This window comes from Ancylobacter sp., from assembly GCF_965279025.1.
Taxonomy (GTDB): domain Bacteria; phylum Pseudomonadota; class Alphaproteobacteria; order Rhizobiales; family Xanthobacteraceae; genus Ancylobacter.
The window spans coordinates 3,625,689-3,642,295 of sequence record NZ_OZ257132.1 but is presented as its reverse complement, the minus strand read 5'-3'; the positions used below and the strand labels follow the sequence as shown (position 1 = coordinate 3,642,295).

17 protein-coding genes and 1 tRNA gene are annotated in these 16,607 nt (G+C 65.4%); 6 read left to right on the top strand and 12 right to left on the bottom strand.

Annotated features, from left to right (window positions below; translation table 11 throughout):
• The first annotated feature begins 274 nt into the window (after positions 1-274).
• A complete protein-coding gene (locus tag ACQY76_RS17005) occupies positions 275-1,945 on the top strand; it encodes a serine hydrolase (RefSeq protein WP_428029893.1) in 1,671 nt (556 codons plus the stop codon).
• A 13-nt stretch (positions 1,946-1,958) separates the two neighbouring features.
• Here the strand turns inward: ACQY76_RS17005 and ACQY76_RS17000 are convergent, their stop codons facing one another.
• Both ACQY76_RS17000 and ACQY76_RS16995 read right to left on the bottom strand, forming a co-directional pair.
• Positions 1,959-2,660 (bottom strand): DnaJ domain-containing protein, encoded by a 702-nt coding sequence (locus tag ACQY76_RS17000; RefSeq protein ID WP_428029892.1) that lies wholly within the window; start codon positions 2,658-2,660, stop codon positions 1,959-1,961.
• Positions 2,657-3,385, bottom strand: a complete 729-nt coding sequence (locus tag ACQY76_RS16995; protein WP_428029891.1) for a VWA domain-containing protein — start codon at positions 3,383-3,385, stop codon at positions 2,657-2,659. Before ACQY76_RS16995 ends, ACQY76_RS17000 begins: the two co-directional genes overlap by 4 nt.
• Positions 3,386-3,525: 140 nt before the next feature.
• On the opposite strand from ACQY76_RS16995, the gene panC reads away from it, so the two are divergent.
• Positions 3,526-4,380, top strand: a complete 855-nt coding sequence (gene panC / locus ACQY76_RS16990; RefSeq protein ID WP_428029890.1) for a pantoate--beta-alanine ligase — start codon at positions 3,526-3,528, stop codon at positions 4,378-4,380.
• A gap of 14 nt (positions 4,381-4,394) precedes the next feature.
• On the opposite strand, the gene ACQY76_RS16985 is transcribed toward panC, so the two are convergent.
• The 4 genes from ACQY76_RS16985 to ACQY76_RS16970 form a co-directional block, all read right to left on the bottom strand.
• The gene (locus ACQY76_RS16985; protein WP_428029889.1) at positions 4,395-4,592 is read right to left on the bottom strand and encodes a hypothetical protein; all 198 of its coding nucleotides are present in this window, start codon (positions 4,590-4,592) and stop codon (positions 4,395-4,397) included.
• 66 nt (positions 4,593-4,658) lie between these two features.
• Positions 4,659-5,093 carry a DUF1489 family protein gene (locus ACQY76_RS16980; RefSeq protein ID WP_428029888.1) on the bottom strand — a complete coding sequence of 145 codons (435 nt, stop codon included), beginning with the start codon at positions 5,091-5,093 and terminating at the stop codon, positions 4,659-4,661.
• Positions 5,094-5,123: 30 nt separating this feature from the next.
• Complete coding sequence (locus ACQY76_RS16975; RefSeq protein WP_428029887.1) at positions 5,124-5,798, bottom strand: glutathione S-transferase family protein; 675 nt, start codon at positions 5,796-5,798, stop codon at positions 5,124-5,126.
• Positions 5,799-5,993: 195 nt separating this feature from the next.
• Positions 5,994-6,119: a hypothetical protein gene (locus tag ACQY76_RS16970; protein ID WP_428029886.1), complete on the bottom strand. Its 126-nt coding sequence runs from the start codon at positions 6,117-6,119 to the stop codon at positions 5,994-5,996.
• A gap of 272 nt (positions 6,120-6,391) precedes the next feature.
• On the opposite strand from ACQY76_RS16970, the gene ACQY76_RS16965 reads away from it, so the two are divergent.
• Together ACQY76_RS16965 and ACQY76_RS16960 are read left to right on the top strand one after the other, a co-directional pair.
• Positions 6,392-7,075: a DUF599 domain-containing protein gene (locus tag ACQY76_RS16965; protein ID WP_428033038.1), complete on the top strand. Its 684-nt coding sequence runs from the start codon at positions 6,392-6,394 to the stop codon at positions 7,073-7,075.
• The gene (locus ACQY76_RS16960) at positions 7,065-7,343 is read left to right on the top strand and encodes a DUF3253 domain-containing protein (RefSeq protein WP_428029885.1); all 279 of its coding nucleotides are present in this window, start codon (positions 7,065-7,067) and stop codon (positions 7,341-7,343) included. The genes ACQY76_RS16965 and ACQY76_RS16960 overlap by 11 nt, the downstream gene beginning before the upstream one ends.
• On the opposite strand, the gene ACQY76_RS16955 is transcribed toward ACQY76_RS16960, so the two are convergent.
• Together ACQY76_RS16955 and mgtE are read right to left on the bottom strand one after the other, a co-directional pair.
• Positions 7,313-8,140 (bottom strand): YdcF family protein, encoded by an 828-nt coding sequence (locus ACQY76_RS16955; RefSeq protein ID WP_428029884.1) that lies wholly within the window; start codon positions 8,138-8,140, stop codon positions 7,313-7,315. The two genes, ACQY76_RS16960 and ACQY76_RS16955, sit on opposite strands and share 31 nt — an antisense overlap.
• Before the next feature lie 60 nt (positions 8,141-8,200).
• Positions 8,201-9,595 (bottom strand): magnesium transporter, encoded by a 1,395-nt coding sequence (mgtE, locus tag ACQY76_RS16950; RefSeq protein ID WP_428029883.1) that lies wholly within the window; start codon positions 9,593-9,595, stop codon positions 8,201-8,203.
• 167 nt (positions 9,596-9,762) lie between these two features.
• Here mgtE and ACQY76_RS16945 point away from each other — a divergent pair, with 167 nt between their 5' ends.
• Entirely contained in the window at positions 9,763-10,056 is a 294-nt protein-coding gene (locus ACQY76_RS16945) for an acylphosphatase (RefSeq protein ID WP_428029882.1), read from the top strand.
• Here ACQY76_RS16945 and lipB read toward each other — a convergent pair.
• Complete coding sequence (lipB, locus tag ACQY76_RS16940) at positions 10,053-10,736, bottom strand: lipoyl(octanoyl) transferase LipB (RefSeq protein ID WP_428029881.1); 684 nt, start codon at positions 10,734-10,736, stop codon at positions 10,053-10,055. The genes ACQY76_RS16945 and lipB overlap by 4 nt on opposite strands.
• Positions 10,737-10,975: 239 nt before the next feature.
• Between lipB and ACQY76_RS16935 the strand changes: the two genes are divergently transcribed.
• Positions 10,976-11,060: transfer RNA gene (locus tag ACQY76_RS16935), tRNA-Leu, on the top strand.
• A gap of 25 nt (positions 11,061-11,085) precedes the next feature.
• On the opposite strand, the gene ACQY76_RS16930 is transcribed toward ACQY76_RS16935, so the two are convergent.
• The 3 genes from ACQY76_RS16930 to ACQY76_RS16920 form a co-directional block, all read right to left on the bottom strand.
• Positions 11,086-11,556, bottom strand: a complete 471-nt coding sequence (locus ACQY76_RS16930) for a hypothetical protein (protein WP_428029880.1) — start codon at positions 11,554-11,556, stop codon at positions 11,086-11,088.
• A 564-nt stretch (positions 11,557-12,120) separates the two neighbouring features.
• Positions 12,121-15,264 (bottom strand): autotransporter outer membrane beta-barrel domain-containing protein, encoded by a 3,144-nt coding sequence (locus ACQY76_RS16925; protein ID WP_428029879.1) that lies wholly within the window; start codon positions 15,262-15,264, stop codon positions 12,121-12,123.
• A 312-nt stretch (positions 15,265-15,576) separates the two neighbouring features.
• A complete protein-coding gene (locus ACQY76_RS16920) occupies positions 15,577-16,599 on the bottom strand; it encodes a helix-turn-helix domain-containing protein (protein ID WP_428029878.1) in 1,023 nt (340 codons plus the stop codon).
• Positions 16,600-16,607 lie beyond the last annotated feature (8 nt).

Genomic DNA, 16,607 nt, shown 5'->3' with positions numbered 1-16,607 from the left:
GTCAAGCGAATTTGTGCAGCGCAACATAACTCGCGGGTGAGGCGAGCCGAGAATCAGCGCGGCACCATCTTCGTGCCATATGAACAGGGTTGATGAGCGTTCTTTACGACTCTGTAACCCTGCCCTTCTTAAGGTTTGGGAAGTGATGGTTCGGCAGGGTTCCTTAACAATCGGGGTCTTCGCAGCGGCAGCAAAGCCGTGGGCGCGGCACCCCTTTCCTGACGAATGTGTTGAGTTCCGGCACCCTGCCGGCAGCGAGTAGCGGGACAGACAAATGCGGGTTCCGGAGATGGTCGGCACCACTCTCATGCGTGCCGCAGTGGCGGTTTTGGCAGTTTCTCTCCTTGGAGCGGGCGTCGCGGAAGCCGCTTCCAAGAAAAAGAAGACGGTGCGCAGCAAGCAGGCCGTCACGCGCAGCGTCGCCAGCACGGGCAACTGGCATCGCGGCTACTCCCACATCGTCGTCGATGCCAATACCGGCCGCGTGCTCGATGCCAACAATGCTGACGAGCTCCGCCATCCTGCCTCCGTCACCAAGGTCATGACGCTCTATCTGCTGTTCGAGCAGCTCGAGACCGGCCGCATGACGCTCAACACGCAGCTGCGCGTCTCGCCCTATGCCGCCGCCCAACAGCCGTCCAAGCTAGGCGTGAAAGCCGGCTCGACCATCTCGGTCGAGGACTCCATCCAGGCGCTCATCACCCGCTCGGCCAACGACGTCGCGGTCGTCGTGGCGGAGAACGTTTCCGGCAGCGCCGGCAGCTTCGCCAACCTGATGACCCGTCGGGCCCGGCAGCTGGGCATGTCGCGCTCGGTCTTCAAGAATCCGAACGGCCTGCCCAATGCCGAACAGGTGACGACGGCCCGCGACCTCGCCACGCTCGGCCGTGCCATCCAGGAGCGTTTCCCGCGCTATTACGCCTATTTCGAAACCCGCAGCTTCCAGTATCGCGGCGTCGCCATCCGCAATCACAACCGGCTGCTCGGCCGCGTCGATGGCGTCGACGGCATCAAGACCGGCTACACCAACGCTTCGGGCTTCAACCTTCTCACCAGCGTGAAGAAGAACGGCCGCTACGTGATCGCCGTGGTGATGGGCGGCTCCAGCGCCGCCTCGCGCGACAACCAGATGGTGGCCCTGCTCAACGACAATCTCGGCAAGGCTCAGTCCGGCCGCCAGATGGTCGCCCGCATGAACACCGCTCCCCAGGGTGCCTCCGCCGAGGATGCAGGCGCGCCTATCGAGGTCGCCGTCGAAGCCCCTGCGGCGTCCAAGTCCATTCCGGTTCCGGCCGTCAGCCCGCGCCTCGCCATGGCGTCCGCCGTTGCCGACACGGACAGCGTCACCGCCTCCGTTCCCACGCCCGCCCCCTCCCCGGCGCGGCCGGCCCGAGCGGTGGCCAGCGCGCCGCCGGTCAATACGCCGCCGGTCGGTTCCGCCGCGCCCATCGTACCGGTTGCGGTGAAGACCGTGGCGGTGGCCCGCCCGACCACCCCGGTCGCCACCTTCAGCAACCAGCCGGGCATTCTGGGCACCCTGTCCTTCACCAACGGCTTCGTGTCCGACGCCACCGAATCGCAGGCTGCGGCGCCGGCCCAGCGCGCCATCAAGCAGCAGCAGATTCAGGTCGCCAGCGCCGGACCGATAGAGATTCCGCGCCAGGATGCCGAGACCGCCGAACAGTCCGCTGCGCCGCGTTCGGGCTGGGCGATCCAGATCGGCGCCTTCGGCAGCGAGGCCGATGCCCGCGCCCAGATCGCCAAGGCTCAGCAGAAGGCTGGCGGTGCGCTGGCCAAGGCGGACGCCTACACGGAAGCGGCGGTCAAGGGCTCCACCCGTATCGTGCGCGCCCGCTTCGCCGGCTTCGACGCCGAGTCCGCCGCGCGCAAGGCCTGTCAGGCCCTGAAGCGCAGCGACTTCGGCTGCATGGTCTTCCGCAACTGACCGGGGGGAGGAATCAATGGCCGCCGAGCAGGATATCCTTGGCTTCGTTCACCCGGGCGGCGAGATAGTTCGACCCGCCCTGATCGGGATGGAGTTTCTTCATAAGGGAACGGTGAGCCTTGCGGATCTCATCCGCCCCCGTCCCCGGCTGAAGCCCCAGGATCTGGTAGGCCTCCTCTTTCGTCATCGCGCTGCGGCGCGGCGGGTCAGCGCTCCGCCCGCCCGCATGGCCCTGCGCGTTTTCACGCCAACCGGGCGAGCGGCGGTCAAGATAAGCTTCGAGTAGCTGGCGGCTTTCGGTATCCACGTCGAGCGCGAGACGGGCCAGCGTGGGCACGTCGAGCGCTTCGAGAGACGCCCCGGCCAGCGGGCCGTTGATCACCTTGCCGAGCAGCCGACCGCTGTCATGGTCGAGTTCCATGTCGAGGAACGCGGTACGCACCTTCGAGGTCCGCCCACCGCTCGGTTTGCTCTGCGAGGACGTGAAGGCCTTTCGAATGTCCCAGCCCAACAGCGACAATCCGAAAATTCCGAGCGGCAACGCCGTCTCCACATGGCCGCGCATGCCCACGAAGCCCGCGGCAAGCACCAGAGCCCCGCCTCCGACCCGGCGGCCGAGCTGAGCCAGGATTGCAGGGTTAGCGTTGCCGAAGGCTTTCAGGCCGTAATACAGCAGGGCTACAATGGCCGCCGCCACGACAAGATTGACGATCATCGCGTGTCCTGCATCGCGGAGATGAGACGCCGCGCCCCGGGCGAGGCGCCGGCCAACGCGGCCAGCGCCTTCGATCCGCCGGCAGCATAGGAGGCGGCGGCGCGCAGCAGCGCCCGCAATTCGGCGGAGGCGCCCGCGTCGAAGCGGCAATAGGCGCCCTTGGTGAGGCGGGCAATCTCCCGGAAGGCCCGCTCGGTAGCTATGTCCCCGCCCTCCTGGAACATGAAGGCGGGCACGCCGCGAAGCGCCAGCGGCCCGGCCTCGGCGCAGAGCGCGTCCACATTCTCTTCCATCGCGTCGCCGACGAAGACCAGCGCGCCGACATGCCCCTTGGCGGCCTGCGCGCCCGCATGGTTCAGCACGCGCCCGATCTGCGTGCGCCCACCCTGAACCTGAATGCGCGCCATCAGCGCGCCGAGCTTGCCGCCATCGGCCATCCAGGGAGATGCCCGGCATTCACCAAGGCCGCGATAATAGACGAGTTGCACGTCCAGCCCGCCAACACGCGCCGCCTCCTCGAACATCTCCATCTGCAGGCCGCAGGCGAGATCCCATGTCGGCTGCCGGCTCATCGTGGCGTCGAGCCCGAAGATGAGCCGTCCGCGCCGCTCCGCCGACAGCGGAGCACGGCGCTCCAGCTCTGCGAGGAAGGCGGACGTGTCCGCCGAGAGCGCGGACGGCGATCCGGAGGTACTTTTCGTCGGAGTGGTCTTGTCGGCAGCCATACGAGTTTCCGATGCGGATTCGGCGCAAGTGTAGCGGGCGATGCGCCCGTGCGAACAGGCCCGCACGACGAGGATGACCCGCAGTTGACCCTCATGGTCGCTCTGCTAGCTTCCGCGCCCCGACTTAAGAGGCGTCCGCCATGGCCAGAACGCGCGCAATCCGAACCGTTCACACCGTCGCCGAGCTGCGGGCGCAGGTGAGGCAATGGCGAGCGGCCGGCGAGCGCGTCGCCCTCGTGCCGACCATGGGGGCGCTGCATGCCGGCCATGTGGCGCTGATGACAGAAGGGCGCAAGCTCGCGGAGCACATCGTCGTCTCCATTTTCGTCAACCCGACGCAGTTCGCCCCGACGGAGGACCTCTCGCGCTATCCCAAGACTCTGGAGGCGGATCTCGACAAGGCCGAGACGGCAGGTGTGGAACTCGCCTTCGTGCCCGATGCCACGGAGATGTACCCCCCGGGTTTCGTCACCACCATTTCGATGGCCGGGCCCGCGCTGGGGCTGGAGACGGATTTTCGGCCGACGCATTTCGCGGGGGTTGCCACCGTCGTCGCCAAGCTGCTCATCCAGGCCCAGCCCGACATCGCGCTTTTCGGCGAAAAGGACTACCAGCAGCTTCAGGTGATTACGCAGCTCGCACGTGACCTCGACCTGCCCGTGCAGATCATCGGCGTGCCGACGGTGCGCGAGGCGGACGGACTCGCCCTCTCCTCGCGCAATGTCTATCTCGGACAGGAAGACCGTGCCGCCGCGCCGGCTCTGCATCGCGCCCTGAGCGCCGCTGCCGCGGCGATCAAGCGAGGCGGCGCCATCGCCAACTCCGTCGACGCGGCCCGCGCGCATGTTACAAAGGCGGGCTTCCACATCGACTATCTGGAGGCCCGGCACGCCGTTACACTGGCGCCGGTTTCATCAGTGGAGGACGGGCCCGTCCGCCTCCTTGTCGCCGCCAAGATTGGTGCGACCCGTCTGATCGACAATCTTGCGGTGTGACGGAAACGGCCTCGTCAGATCATCACCGTATAGGCGAGGATCATGGCGACGACCACGAGCGCGAGACTGATGCCCAGAACATAGCGCATCGGCTTGACCTCGACGGCCTGCCGCTCCTCCGTATTGGCTTTAACGACGACCTCGCCATTATCGACCACGCGGTGATCATCCGAGTTGGTCTTGGTCATTCCATCAGTATGTGTCTGGCTCATTCCGTTACTCCCTTAGCATTACGTGAGGGAATAACGTCCGAATCGCAGTTCCGATCCCTCGACGTGTCAGAGAAGTCCCAGAGAGCGCAGTTCGCGGCGCAATTCATCGGGAAAAAGCGGCGCGTCGCGGCCGGCGGCGATATCCGGCGGCACGTCCTTGTCGGCGAGATAGCGCCAGCCCTGGAAGGGCCGATTGGGGCGCGGCTCTACCCTATGCACCACAGGATCGAGCACGAGATGGCAACGGCGGATGCCGTCGCCATCGACGAAGGGGCGTATCCCGGTCAGCACCTGCCGGCAGGCCACCTCGCCCTTGACCACCCAGTAGAGCGAGCCGCCTTCCAGCAGTTCACTCGTTCGGGTCGGCACCATGCGGGTGGTGTGCGCCTGCTCGGCCGGTTGCCCACGAGCCGCCTTGCTGGCGAGATTCTCGGCGATCCACGCTTCGAGATCCTCGATGGATTCGGCGCCGACGCAGAGCTTGAGCAGGTGAAGCGGCATGAGCGGCTCGCGGGTCAATGTTGGCGCGTTCTATACGCGCTTGACGATCGGCCAGTCGACCTCATCCTCGGCAAGTTCCCCCGTCTCCTTCAGCGCTGCTTCCTTCCAGGCCTTGAAGGCCGGATGGGCATGGATCGCCTCGACATAGGCGGAGGCGACGTCATCGACCTCGATCGCATAGGTGCGGATCCGCGTCGCCACCGGGGCATACATCGCGTCGGCGCCCGAAAACGCCCCGAACAGGAAGTCGCCCTTCGCCCCGAAGCGCTGCCGCGCCTCGCCCCAGCGGCGGACGATGCGGCGGACATCGTCAATCGCCGCATCGGGGAAGGACCGCGCTTCGACAGGCCGCCACAGATTCATCGGCGCTACACTGCGCAGCGCCCCGAAGCCATTGTGCATTTCGGTGGCCAGCGAGCGCGCATAGGCGCGGGCGACGGGATCGCCCGGCCACACGCCCTTGTCGGGAAAGCGTTCAGCCAGGTGCTCCAGAATCGCGCTCGATTCCCACACGATCGCGTCGCCGTCGATCAGCACCGGCACCTTGCCGGCCGGCGAATGGGCGCGGACGCGCGCCTTGAAGTCCGGCGCGTCGAGCGCAACCAGGATTTCCTCGAAAGGAATGCCAAGGGCGGTCATGGCCAGCCAGGGTCGCAGCGACCAGGAGGAATAGTTCTTGTTGCCGATGACAAGCCTGAGCGTCACGCCGCGTCTCCTCTTCCCATACCCCGATCAATCCTTCATCCGGGACGGCAGGGCAAACGCATCCGCGTGATGGAGACGATCAATTCCCGTTATCCTCACCCCGACCGGTGCCGCCACCGACAAAAATGGCCCGGCCTTGCGGCCGAGCCATTGTCGATTGAACGGGAGAAAGCCGCTATGCGGAAGGCACTCGGCTCAACCGGCGACGACCTGCGCCGCCTGGAAGCCTCCGAAGAGGTAGATCAGGGCAATGCACGCCAGAAAGGCGGCGACAGCCCAACGGGCAACTCCCCAACAGGAGCGCTCGGGAATGGAATTCATGGTGATCCTCGGAACGATACGTTCGCCTCGACGCACCCGCCTTGTGTCCGCAAAGCGCTGCCGTCTGAAACAGTATTTAATAAATCGTTACGCCGTTCGCAACCGCGAAAACGCCACATTTGGGCCCGCTGCCCGCAGTGCAGCCCTGCCCTCGCCGCATGCCGTCTCAGGGAACATTCCCGCATCGGCCTATTGAACGCGCCGCGCGCCGCGCCCACCATGGCGGAAAGACTGCCAGAGTGGCGCGGCAGAGGGGACACTTGGGTAACACTATGCTCGGCTTCAATTATATTGACGGGGTTGCCCTGTCGGCATTCTGCCTCGCCTGGGTAGCCTATCACCTCATCATGGAAGGAAAGTGGGCCGAGTCGCGCACGCTGAACCGGCGCATGGATGTCTATCGGCTGGAGTGGATGCAGCGCATGCTGACGCGCGAGAACCGCATCGTCGACGCGCAGATCATCGCTGCACTGCAAAATGGAACGGCGTTTTTCGCCTCCACCTCGCTGCTCGCCATCGGCGCCGCCCTCGCCTTCCTTCAATCGACCGAAGCGGTGATGGCGCTGTTTCGCGACCTGCCCTTCGGCGCCGCCAACCGCACGGGGTGGGAGTTGAAGACGCTGGGCCTGACGCTGATCTTCGCCAACGCCTTCTTCAAATTCGCCTGGGCCTACCGGCTGTTCAACTATTCAACCATCCTGCTGGGATCGACCCCTCCCCCTTCCGAGGGCGGCACGCCGGAAGCGCAGGCGCATGTCGTCAAGCTCGCCCGCATGGCGACGATCGCCGGCCGCCACTTCAACCGCGGCCAGCGTTCCTTCTTTTTCGCCATTGCCTATCTCGGCTGGTACATTAATGGCTGGGCGCTGATGGCGGCGACGCTGGCCATCTTCCTCGTCATGATCAACCGGCAGCTCGGCCGGGATTCACACTGGGTTCTCGACAATGCCGGATGAAGCCGCTCCCCGCCCCTCCGAGGAGGCCGTCGAAGAAGCTATCCTCACGGTTGCCGGCCAGCCCGGCGCGGCGCGGACGGTGACGCCGGAGGATGTGGCGCGCAGTGTCGCTACCGGACCCGACTGGCAGAGCCTTCTCCCCTCTGTGCGGCGCGGCGCCCTACGCCTCGCACAGGCGGGCCGTATCGTGCTCTATCGCAAAGGCAAGCCGATCGACGCGGCGGACCTGCGCGGCGTCTACCGGCTGGGGCTGCCGCCGGCAGGCTGATCCGTCAGCGGCCCCGGTGGCAGGCTGTCGATGCGTCCGGTCAGATAATAAACTGCCAATCCGACCCATTCGCGCAGCGCCAGCTCGAAGAAGCTCAACCCCTCCGAGACCGAACCGAAGAGGTGAAAGTAGCCTGGATCGCCGGTGGTGCGAAAATCAACCGGATACGCCGTGACGGGAAACCCGACCGCCCGGAAACAGCCTACCGCCCGCGGCATATGGAAGGCCGAGGTGACGAGCAGCCAGTTCTCTCCCGGAAGTGGCTTTATCAGTTCCTTGGCAAGCCGCGCATTCTCTGCGGTGTTGCGCGAGGTGTCCTCAAACTCGACCCTTTCCTCCGCCAGCCCGATCTGCGGAAGCGCCAGGCGCACCACATCCGCCTCCTGCGCCGCCTGCTTTCTCATGAGGCCGCTGCCCCCGGCGAAAACAACCCGGGCCTCGGGATAGCGGCGGGCGAGCTCGCCCATCGCCAGAATCCGCTCAGCCGATTCCTGGAATGAGGGCTGCCTCCGCGCGGCACTGACGCCGGGGAGTTCCGCGCCGCCCAGCACGATGATCCCGTCGACCCGGCGCCCGTCATCGGCAAAGGTCGGGAAGCGGGCTTCGAGCGGCACCAGCATGATGCGACCAAACGGGCCGAGGCCAAGCAGCAGCAGGCCCACGGCGCCGAGAGTGACCAGCGTCATGCCGACGCGCCGCCAGAACAGGCTCAACGCCAGGCCGGCCACGATCAGCAGTGTGAGGAAGGTCGACGGGGTCGCAACCAGCCAGGCAATCTTCGACACGTAGAAGAACATTCCGCCCCCTCGTCAGCCCGTCCGGACCAGCTTGCAACCGTCAGGATAGGGCGCGCCCGTTCAGAACCACAGGGAGGCGATTCCGAGAAAGGCGAAAAAGCCGACCACATCGGTGATGGTGGTGACAAACGGACCCGACGCCACCGCCGGATCGACTTTCAAGCGGTCCAGCGCCAGCGGAATCAGGATGCCGCCAAGCGCGGCCGCGGCGAGATTGATGATCATGGCCAGCGCGATGACAAAGCCAAGATCGGCCACGCCGAACCGCGCAAACACCACCACGGCCATGATGACCGCGAAGACGACGCCATTGAACAGCCCGACCAGCAATTCGCGCGCGATTACCCGCCGGGCGTTGCTGGGCCGCAATTCGCGCGTCGCCAGCGCCCGCACCGCCACGGTCATCGTCTGCGTGGCGGCATTACCACCCTGACTGGCCACAATCGGCATAAGCACGGCAAGCGCCACCATGCGCTGCAGCTCGTTCTCGAACAGGGCGATGACGAAGGAGGCGATATTGGCGGCGATCAGGTTCAGCAGCAGCCAGGAGAAACGGCTGCGGGCGATGTACCAGAAGCTGTCCGACAGTTCTTCGTCGCCGGCGACGCCGCCGAGTGCCTTCAGATCCTCGTCCGCCTCTTCCTGGATCACGTCGACGATATCGTCCACGGTCAGCACGCCGACGAGGCGGCCGGCCTCGTCGACCACCGGCGCCGAGATCAGATTGTAGCGTTCGAACACGCGCGCCACGTCTTCCTGGTCGTCGGTGGCGTTGACCACATGGCGATCCGGCGTGACCACGTCGCCGAGCTTGATGCCCCGCTTGGTGCGCAGCAGGCGGTCCAGCGGCACCGAGCCGTTGAGGCGATAGGTGGCGTCGACGACGAACACCTCGAAGAAGGTCTCCGGCAAACCCTCCGTCTCGCCGATATAGTCCAGCACCTGGCCCACCGTCCAAAACGGCGGCAGCGCGATGAACTCGGTCTGCATGCGCCGGCCGGCGCTTTCCTCGGGATAGTCGAGGCTGCGCTGCAGCGCGGCCCGCTCCGGGATCGACAGGTTGGAAAGGATCTCCTGCTTGTCGGCATCGTCGAGGTCTTCGAGGATGTAGACCGCGTCGTCGGAATCGAGCTCGCGCATGCCGTCGACGACGGTCTGCGTCGACAGGGCCTCGAGAATCTGCACGCGCACCGTCTCGTCGAGCTCGGTGAGCGCCGTGAAGTCGAAATCGCCGCCCAGCAGCTCGATGAGCTGGGGCCGGTCAGGCGCGGGCAGCGCTTCAAGCAGCCGGGCGACATCGGTCTCGTGCAGATCGCTGACGATGGCGCGCAGGGCGTCGACATCGCGCGTCTCGATGGCTCCGACGACGGCCTCGACGAAGCCCGGCGTGTCGCTCGGGTCGTTGTCATGCTCCGGCCCGCGCGGCGGGGTGGCGAGATCGGTCTCTTCGCGCATGCCCTACTCCGGACGGGGGTCATGGGGGGAAGCGGGAGTTCGGCCGCGTGCGGCAATGACGCTCCCGTTGATAAACGAGCTGGTGTTAATGAAGAGTCGGCCAGGGGACAATTCCTCAACCGGGCTACGGTTTCGCGCTACCGAAAGATAGTTGGAGACGCCTCGACATGACCACGCTCGCCGCCACCCGTCTTTTCGTGCGTGGACGCGTTCAAGGTGTTGGTTACCGCGCCTGGCTGGCCCGTGAGGCCGAGCGGGCCGGCATGCGGGGCTGGGTACGCAACCGGCGTGACGGCGCTGTCGAAGCGCTCATCTTCGCGCCCGCACCGACCTTGGCGGACTTCATCTACGCTTGCCGCTCCGGGCCCCCGGCCGCCCACGTCAGCGAGGTCACGGTGCAGGAGGAAAGCATGGCGGAGGCCGAAGCCTTCGGCGGTTTCGCCGTCTGGCCGACCGCCTAGACGGTTGTGTCTTCTAGGATCGTCGGCCCGAATACCGTTTCGAAGGCACGGCGCAGGGCGATGTCGGCGTCGTCCATGCTCACGGGCAGGCCGAGATCGACAAGGCTGGTAACGCCGTGGTCCCGTACGCCGCAGGGCACAATGCCGGCGAAATGGGAGAGATCCGGCTCCACATTGAGCGAGACGCCGTGCAGCGTCACCCAGCGCCGTACGCGGATGCCGATGGCAGCGATCTTGTCCTCGCCCGACCCCGCTTTCTCCGGGCGCCGCACCCAGACTCCCACGCGATCCTCGCGGCGCTCGCCGCGCACATTGAACGTATCCAGCGCCCGAATCAGCCATTCCTCCAGCGCGGTGACATAGCGACGCACATCCGGTTCGCGCCGCTTGAGGTCCAGCATGACATAGGCAACACGCTGGCCGGGGCCGTGATAGGTGAATTGCCCGCCGCGACCGGTCTGGAAGATCGGGAAGCGCTCCGCCTCCACGAGATCCTCGGCCCGGGCGCTGGTGCCGGCGGTGTAGAGTGGCGGATGCTCCAGCAGCCAGACAAGTTCATCGGCTCGCCCTGCTGCGATCTCCTCCACCAGCCGATCCATTTCCGCCAGCGCCTCGGGATAGGCAACGGCATCCCGCGAGACGCGCCAGCGCACCGGCGCACTGCCGGCGCGTGGCGGCATCAGCGGGCTAAGGGAATCGCGACCGACAGGCCGGGCCTGTCCGGGTGAAGACGTGGTCTCATCCATTGCCGATACATAGTCGCTGGGCCCGTTCCTGTCGCGTCCGTCGCCATGTGCGGCAGGCGCAGCTGTCCACAGGCCGCCGCGTGGCTCCTGCGGCCCTTGTGGACCCCCAAACGATCTGTTAGACGATGCCCCGCTCCCGCTGGCCGCTAACGAAGCAGCCGGGTGTGAGTGATGCGGTCGTGGCGGAATTGGTAGACGCGCTGCCTTGAGGTGGCAGTGGGTAACACCGTGGAGGTTCGAGTCCTCTCGACCGCACCATTATTTTGATGTGGTGCTGATTTCATTAGCCTTTCTCTTCATTTTCCCGCACCGGGAGATAAGGCGCGGGAATAGATGTTCCGGCATCGTTCGCGAGAAGGTGCGTGGCGGCCGTAGCGAGCCTCTTGCGATCGGCCTTCCGTGTGTAGTGCGAGGCCATCGTTCCCCCGTCCATCCGAAGATCGCTTCCAGTCGCGCTGGCATTGGCAGACCGTGTCGCGGCGATCTTGCGAACGCCATGGGCAGACTTCGGTACACCGGCGGTGCGAGCGGCCGCTGCGAACTCGTTGCCGAAGGACTCTTTCGTGAGTGGGCGGCCATTGGCGCCGGCAATGAAGGTGAGATCGCCGCTGGGGCCGGCGTCGAGCGTGGCCTGCAGTACGGCCAGGATAGGCAGCGCCACCTCGACCTTGCCGCCGCTCTTTTCGGTCTTGATGGTGGCAACGCCGTCGCGGACATGCTGGCGGGCCAGTTGCGTCGCGGGCAATAGGACCACTTATTCGCTCGTCGCCTGGAAATGGGCCAGCAGTCGGGCCAGTGAACCGGCCACCGCCTCTCGGCGAGGCGCCCCAGTCAACGCAATCTGATATTCTGCATCGAACTCAGAGGTCCCGACGGCCGCGTGAATCCTGATGCGGAGCCTGCCCTTTCCTCAGCTACCAGACAGTCACGCCATGAAGGCGCACTGCTGCTGTCAAATGGAGAGATGGGCCGGCGCGCGGCTCGGCGTGGGTCAATAGCCTCGACCCCCCTGGCCTCTCATGATGCCGTTTGGTCACGCGGTCGGGCCAGGCAAGTGATGCGGCAGACATCTGGCTGCACGACGGTTCACTTTCTTCCGGATGGCCTCGGGGCGTCAATAGAGACCGCATTCGGCGTGCGGCTCAAGCGGGAACGCGGAAGACGGTAGAGCGGGCGGACGATGCCGCCTACGGCATGCGCCGCACGAGCGCGTACAAGCGCCGCGCGATGCTGCGGCTGCTGGAGGACGCCGAAAATGGGCGACAGGCCAGCGCTTGCGGCCGCGCGGCCGCAAGCCGGGGCGTCGGCAGTTCGACGCCTAGAACGTCACGCCGAACGTTCCACGCACACCCTGACTCTGTACTCCGTCGCCGAATTGCCCGCTGTAGGACAGGTCGAGCGAGGCGCGCTGCGAGAGGGCGGCAGAGATACCTGCTTCGACCAAGGCGGCGTCCGCAGCGATTGGCGTTCCGCTGATGGCGAAAGCGTCCGAGCCCGCGAAGTTTAGCGTCGATGTCGGCGTCAGGTCGCCCCAGCCGTGGCGCCAGCCGAGCGTTCCCGCGACCGTCAGATCGTAGCCGCTGACGGTGAAGCTGTTGGATGCGCGCAGGCCGAGGGTCAAGAAGGTGACGCTGGTGTCGTCGGCCTGGCTGGTGAGCGCCGCCGCGCCTCCCTGCTCCGTAAAGCCATCCGTATCGACATTCACATAGGCAAGGCCAGCGAACGGCTCGAACGAGGCGGAAGCGATGTCGATGCGGTAGCCCAGATCGACGAACACCTGCGTGGTGCCGGCATCGTAGTCGCCGGAAAGCGAATCGGCGAAGCCCGCGAAATTGACGCTGCGCGCCGTCTCCACGTCGCTCCACGTATAGGCCGCGCCCAGGCGCAGGCCGAGCCTATCCCATTGCGACCCGCCATAAACGCCGACGCTGTAATTGTCGGAATTGCCCGAGGAGTCTCGGGCATCCACCGAGTAGGTGGAGCGGCTGTAGCCCCCCATCACACCCAGGCGCCATGTATCGAGCGCGGCAGCGTCCGCTCCGATCAGGAAGCCGCCAATGTCATGCGAGAGCTCGGAGGCATTGCCGTTGCCACTCGTGGTGCCCCAAGAGCCGTAACCCTGGGCCCAGACGGCAGGGCAATCAATGCCGGAAGGTGCCGCGCTTGTGCCGTTGCCTCCTGCTTCGCCGCAGGCGGCAACGGTTTGGGTGGCCGCGCCGGCGGAACCGAAGGCGTGACGGAGACGCTCGATCGCTGCCTCTCTCACGATGCCGCTATCCTCCACAAGTGCGCCCTTGATGGAGGCATGTACCTCGCCCGAAAGGGCGTCGAAAGCCGCCCGCGCCTCGGCGTCGGTCGGTAGGGAGGCGATGGCGAACCGCAGGGCGCTGGAACCGCCGAGGCTTTGCAGGCCGCTGGCGGTCGCCCTCTGGTTGCGCGTGACGCCGGCGGCAACGAAGGACCGGACCTGCCCGGCATCGAGATAGACATTGGTGTCGTCATACACCGCCTCCAGCCCGTAGAAGGCAGAGATCATCGTATCCCCGGTCAGGACATAGGTGCCCTCCACCCCGCCCGCGGCGGTGAGAACGGTGTAATGGGCGTCATAGGCAAAGGCACCGCTGCCGTATTTGGTGACGTCCAGTATCGCGCCGTCTTCCAGAGTCGCGGAGCCCTGCACCGAGATGACGTCGGACACGGCGCTGCCTGGCTGCACCTCCACCGCATAGGTCGAGCCGGACTGCTGCTCGTAATTACCTGCAACGGTCAGCGTTCCGGGGCTGTTGCCCGGCGCAATGGTGGACCCTGCTTCAGCGACGATCCCGCCGACGGTGCCGGACCCGGAAAGAGTCGAGCCGGACTGCGTCGTCACCACGCCGCCGAGCCATCCGCTGATCTTGAGTTCGCCCGCGGAAACCGTTGTGGTGCCGGCGAAACTGGATGAGTTGCCACTCATGGTCAGCGTGCCGCTGCCGCTCTTGTCGATCAGGCCCTCGCCGGAGATGGTTCCCGCGAAGGAGGCTTCGTCGGAACGGTCGAAGATGAGAGTGCCGTTATCGACAATCGCACCGCCGAGCGCGCCCGAGGTTGCACCATCGCCCACCTGAAGCGTGGCGCCAGCGCCGATGGTCGTCGTGCCGGTAAAGCCGGAGGAATCGCCGCTCAGGATGGTGGTGCCGGCGATCGCCTTGACGCTGCCCGTTCCGGAAAAGGCTGCGCCGAAGGCATAGTCCGTCGCAGTGTGGTTGAACACCACGGTGCCCGTGCCGTTTCCAAAGGTCACGTAGTTGGCATCAAGGGTGCCGGCAGCCTGCGCGAGGCTGCCCTCGGCCGCGCCGATATTCAGGGTCGCGGTAGAGCCGGTGCTGTAGGCCAGATAGACCGTGCCGGTGGAAATGACGGGCGTCGAACTCGGCAGCGGCACGTAGGAGATTCCGCTGGCCGCCTTGACGGTGGCGCCATTGGCAATCGTCAAGACCGCGCTGCCGCCGTTCAGGGAGCTCGGATTGCTCCCGTCGTTCTGGCCCAGGTAGATGTCGCTGGTGCTCAGCAGCGAATCCGCGCCCGTGACCAGGACCGAGGCGGACGCTGTCGCATTGGCGCCAAACGTGCTCATCTGGCTTGTGATCTGCCCACCATCAGCGATGGTGACGGCGCCACTCCCGTTCCACCCCACCAGAAACTCTCCGGCCACGGAAAGGCTGGAACCGGCGCCGGAGACCGACAGGGTGCCCTTTCCTCCGCTGTCGCCACCGAGGATGGCCATGCCGCAGGAACTGGTGCACGTCTCGCTTCCGACGGTCACAACCGCCCCGTCGGACACCGTCATCGTGCCGACATCGGCCTTGCCGACCTGAAGCTCCATCTGCGCGGTGAGACGGGTGCCGGCGCCGCTGACAATCAACTCGCCGGAATTGCCGGAATACACATTGACGAAGACGCCCTTCGCCACGGTGACGGTTGCGCCGTCCAGCACCGAAACCGTGCCCGCCGCGTATGGGCCGATCTGCAACTGGCCCGACAATGTCAAGGCGGCGTCCTGGCCGGTGATGGTGAGCGAAGCCGCCGATCCGTTGCCGACATAGGCGTTACGCGCTTCTCCGACACCGGACAGAACGGCGCTGTTCGTTGTCGTGTTGAAGCGGACATTGTTGGAAGAAGTCGGAAGGGTATTGCCTGACCAGTTCCCCGAATCGAGCCAGTCGCTGCTTGTCGACCCGGTCCATGTGCCCACCTGTGCCAATGCGGGTGACGTCAGGGCCGTTGTCGAGGCGAAAGCGAGCAGCGCGGCGGCATAGCGGGAGCGCAGGACAGGTCGGGCAAGCGACGACGTAGCTGCGCGTCTGCCGAACCGCACGGGCGGGCGAAATGTGGAAGTCGCCCCCGCATTCGCATCGCTTCCCCTCGCCGCCGCTGTAAGCCTGATTTCGCCTTTGCCGCCCAACATACTGCCCTCGCTCATTGCATAGTCCCTCGCCGCGTCGCCCGGTAAGCAAAGGATGGATGGATCCCGCTCCTCACCACCGTCGGCGCGCCATGGCCTGCTGCCGAGGCAGCCGACACAGCGTCGACCAAAAGCGTACGGAACCGTTCGCGCTCTGACCTTTGGGCAGCCGCCAAGGGCGTCGCAACCGCGTGTGCGAACGGGTTATCGGATAAACGACGGCGGCTTTGAAAAAGCGGAGCTACGGCATTCTCGCCACAGGAGCCGTTGCGGCGGCTGGGTCTTCTCGGAGGCGGGTCGCCGGAGCCGATGCCGGACGAGCGGTCAAACTCAGTGCCGCTTGGCCAAAGCGCCCCTCAGGGTCTGGCTCGGAAGCTCGCCGTAGCGCACTCTATACAGCCGTGCGAAATCGCCGAGATTGGTGAAGTAAAGGCTGGCTATGGCGGTGATGGAAGCGCCGGGCCGCGCCGCCAGAATATGTGCGCGGACCGCCTCCAGGCGACGCTGCGCCACCCATTGCATGGGCGTGCAGTCGAATCTGGCACGAAAAGCGTATTGCAGCCTGCGCCCGGACAGGCCGCTTATCAGCTCAAGATCGGTTAACGTGATCCGGTTGTTCAGATTGGCGTCGATATAGTCACAGACGGAGCCGATCGCGTTTAATCTATCGTTCCTTCGCTCTTCCCTCGCAGAGATAAGCTCCGGATGCATCATGAGGAGCGCTGACCGCAAGATGATGTTGTCGATTCCCGACCTCTCGATGAGGTCGGGCTCAAGGTTCATGCTGTCTAATACAGATAAATACGACAGTATTACCTTGAGAAAATCGACGCCGCGCACATGTGTGGTGAGGGGGCGTGGTGTTGTAAAATCGATGAAGTGGCATGTCTCCTTACGGCAGTCGTCGCCGAGAATGCCGTTCAAGACCGGTTCGATCGCGGCGGGATCAATGTCGACGCTGACCACCGAGCGCAAGGTGGTCCGGGCGGTGCACCTGTCCGGCGGCAGGAACGCTGCGTTGGTCCCATGACCCCATTCGACGCTATGCCGACCGTATTGCGTCAGGGTGGTGCCGAAAATCGGCAGGAGCAGGACGCCCGTCAGCGACGCGCCTTCCGCTTCCACATCAACGGCCGAAGACGCGCTTGCCACAATCCGTGCATAGGCCGTCTTCACGCTAGCCGAGCGGCTGCAAAACGGCATTTTGTGGTCGACGGGGCGATACACAAGGCTTGCCCGGCCTTTCGGACCGAGAGCTTCAGCCAGACGCTCCGCATCGTCGAACTCGATGCAGCGATCCATGCCGAAGGCGAGCGAGGGAATCCGGGCCGTGGCCTGATATCTTTTCGGCATGACTTCAG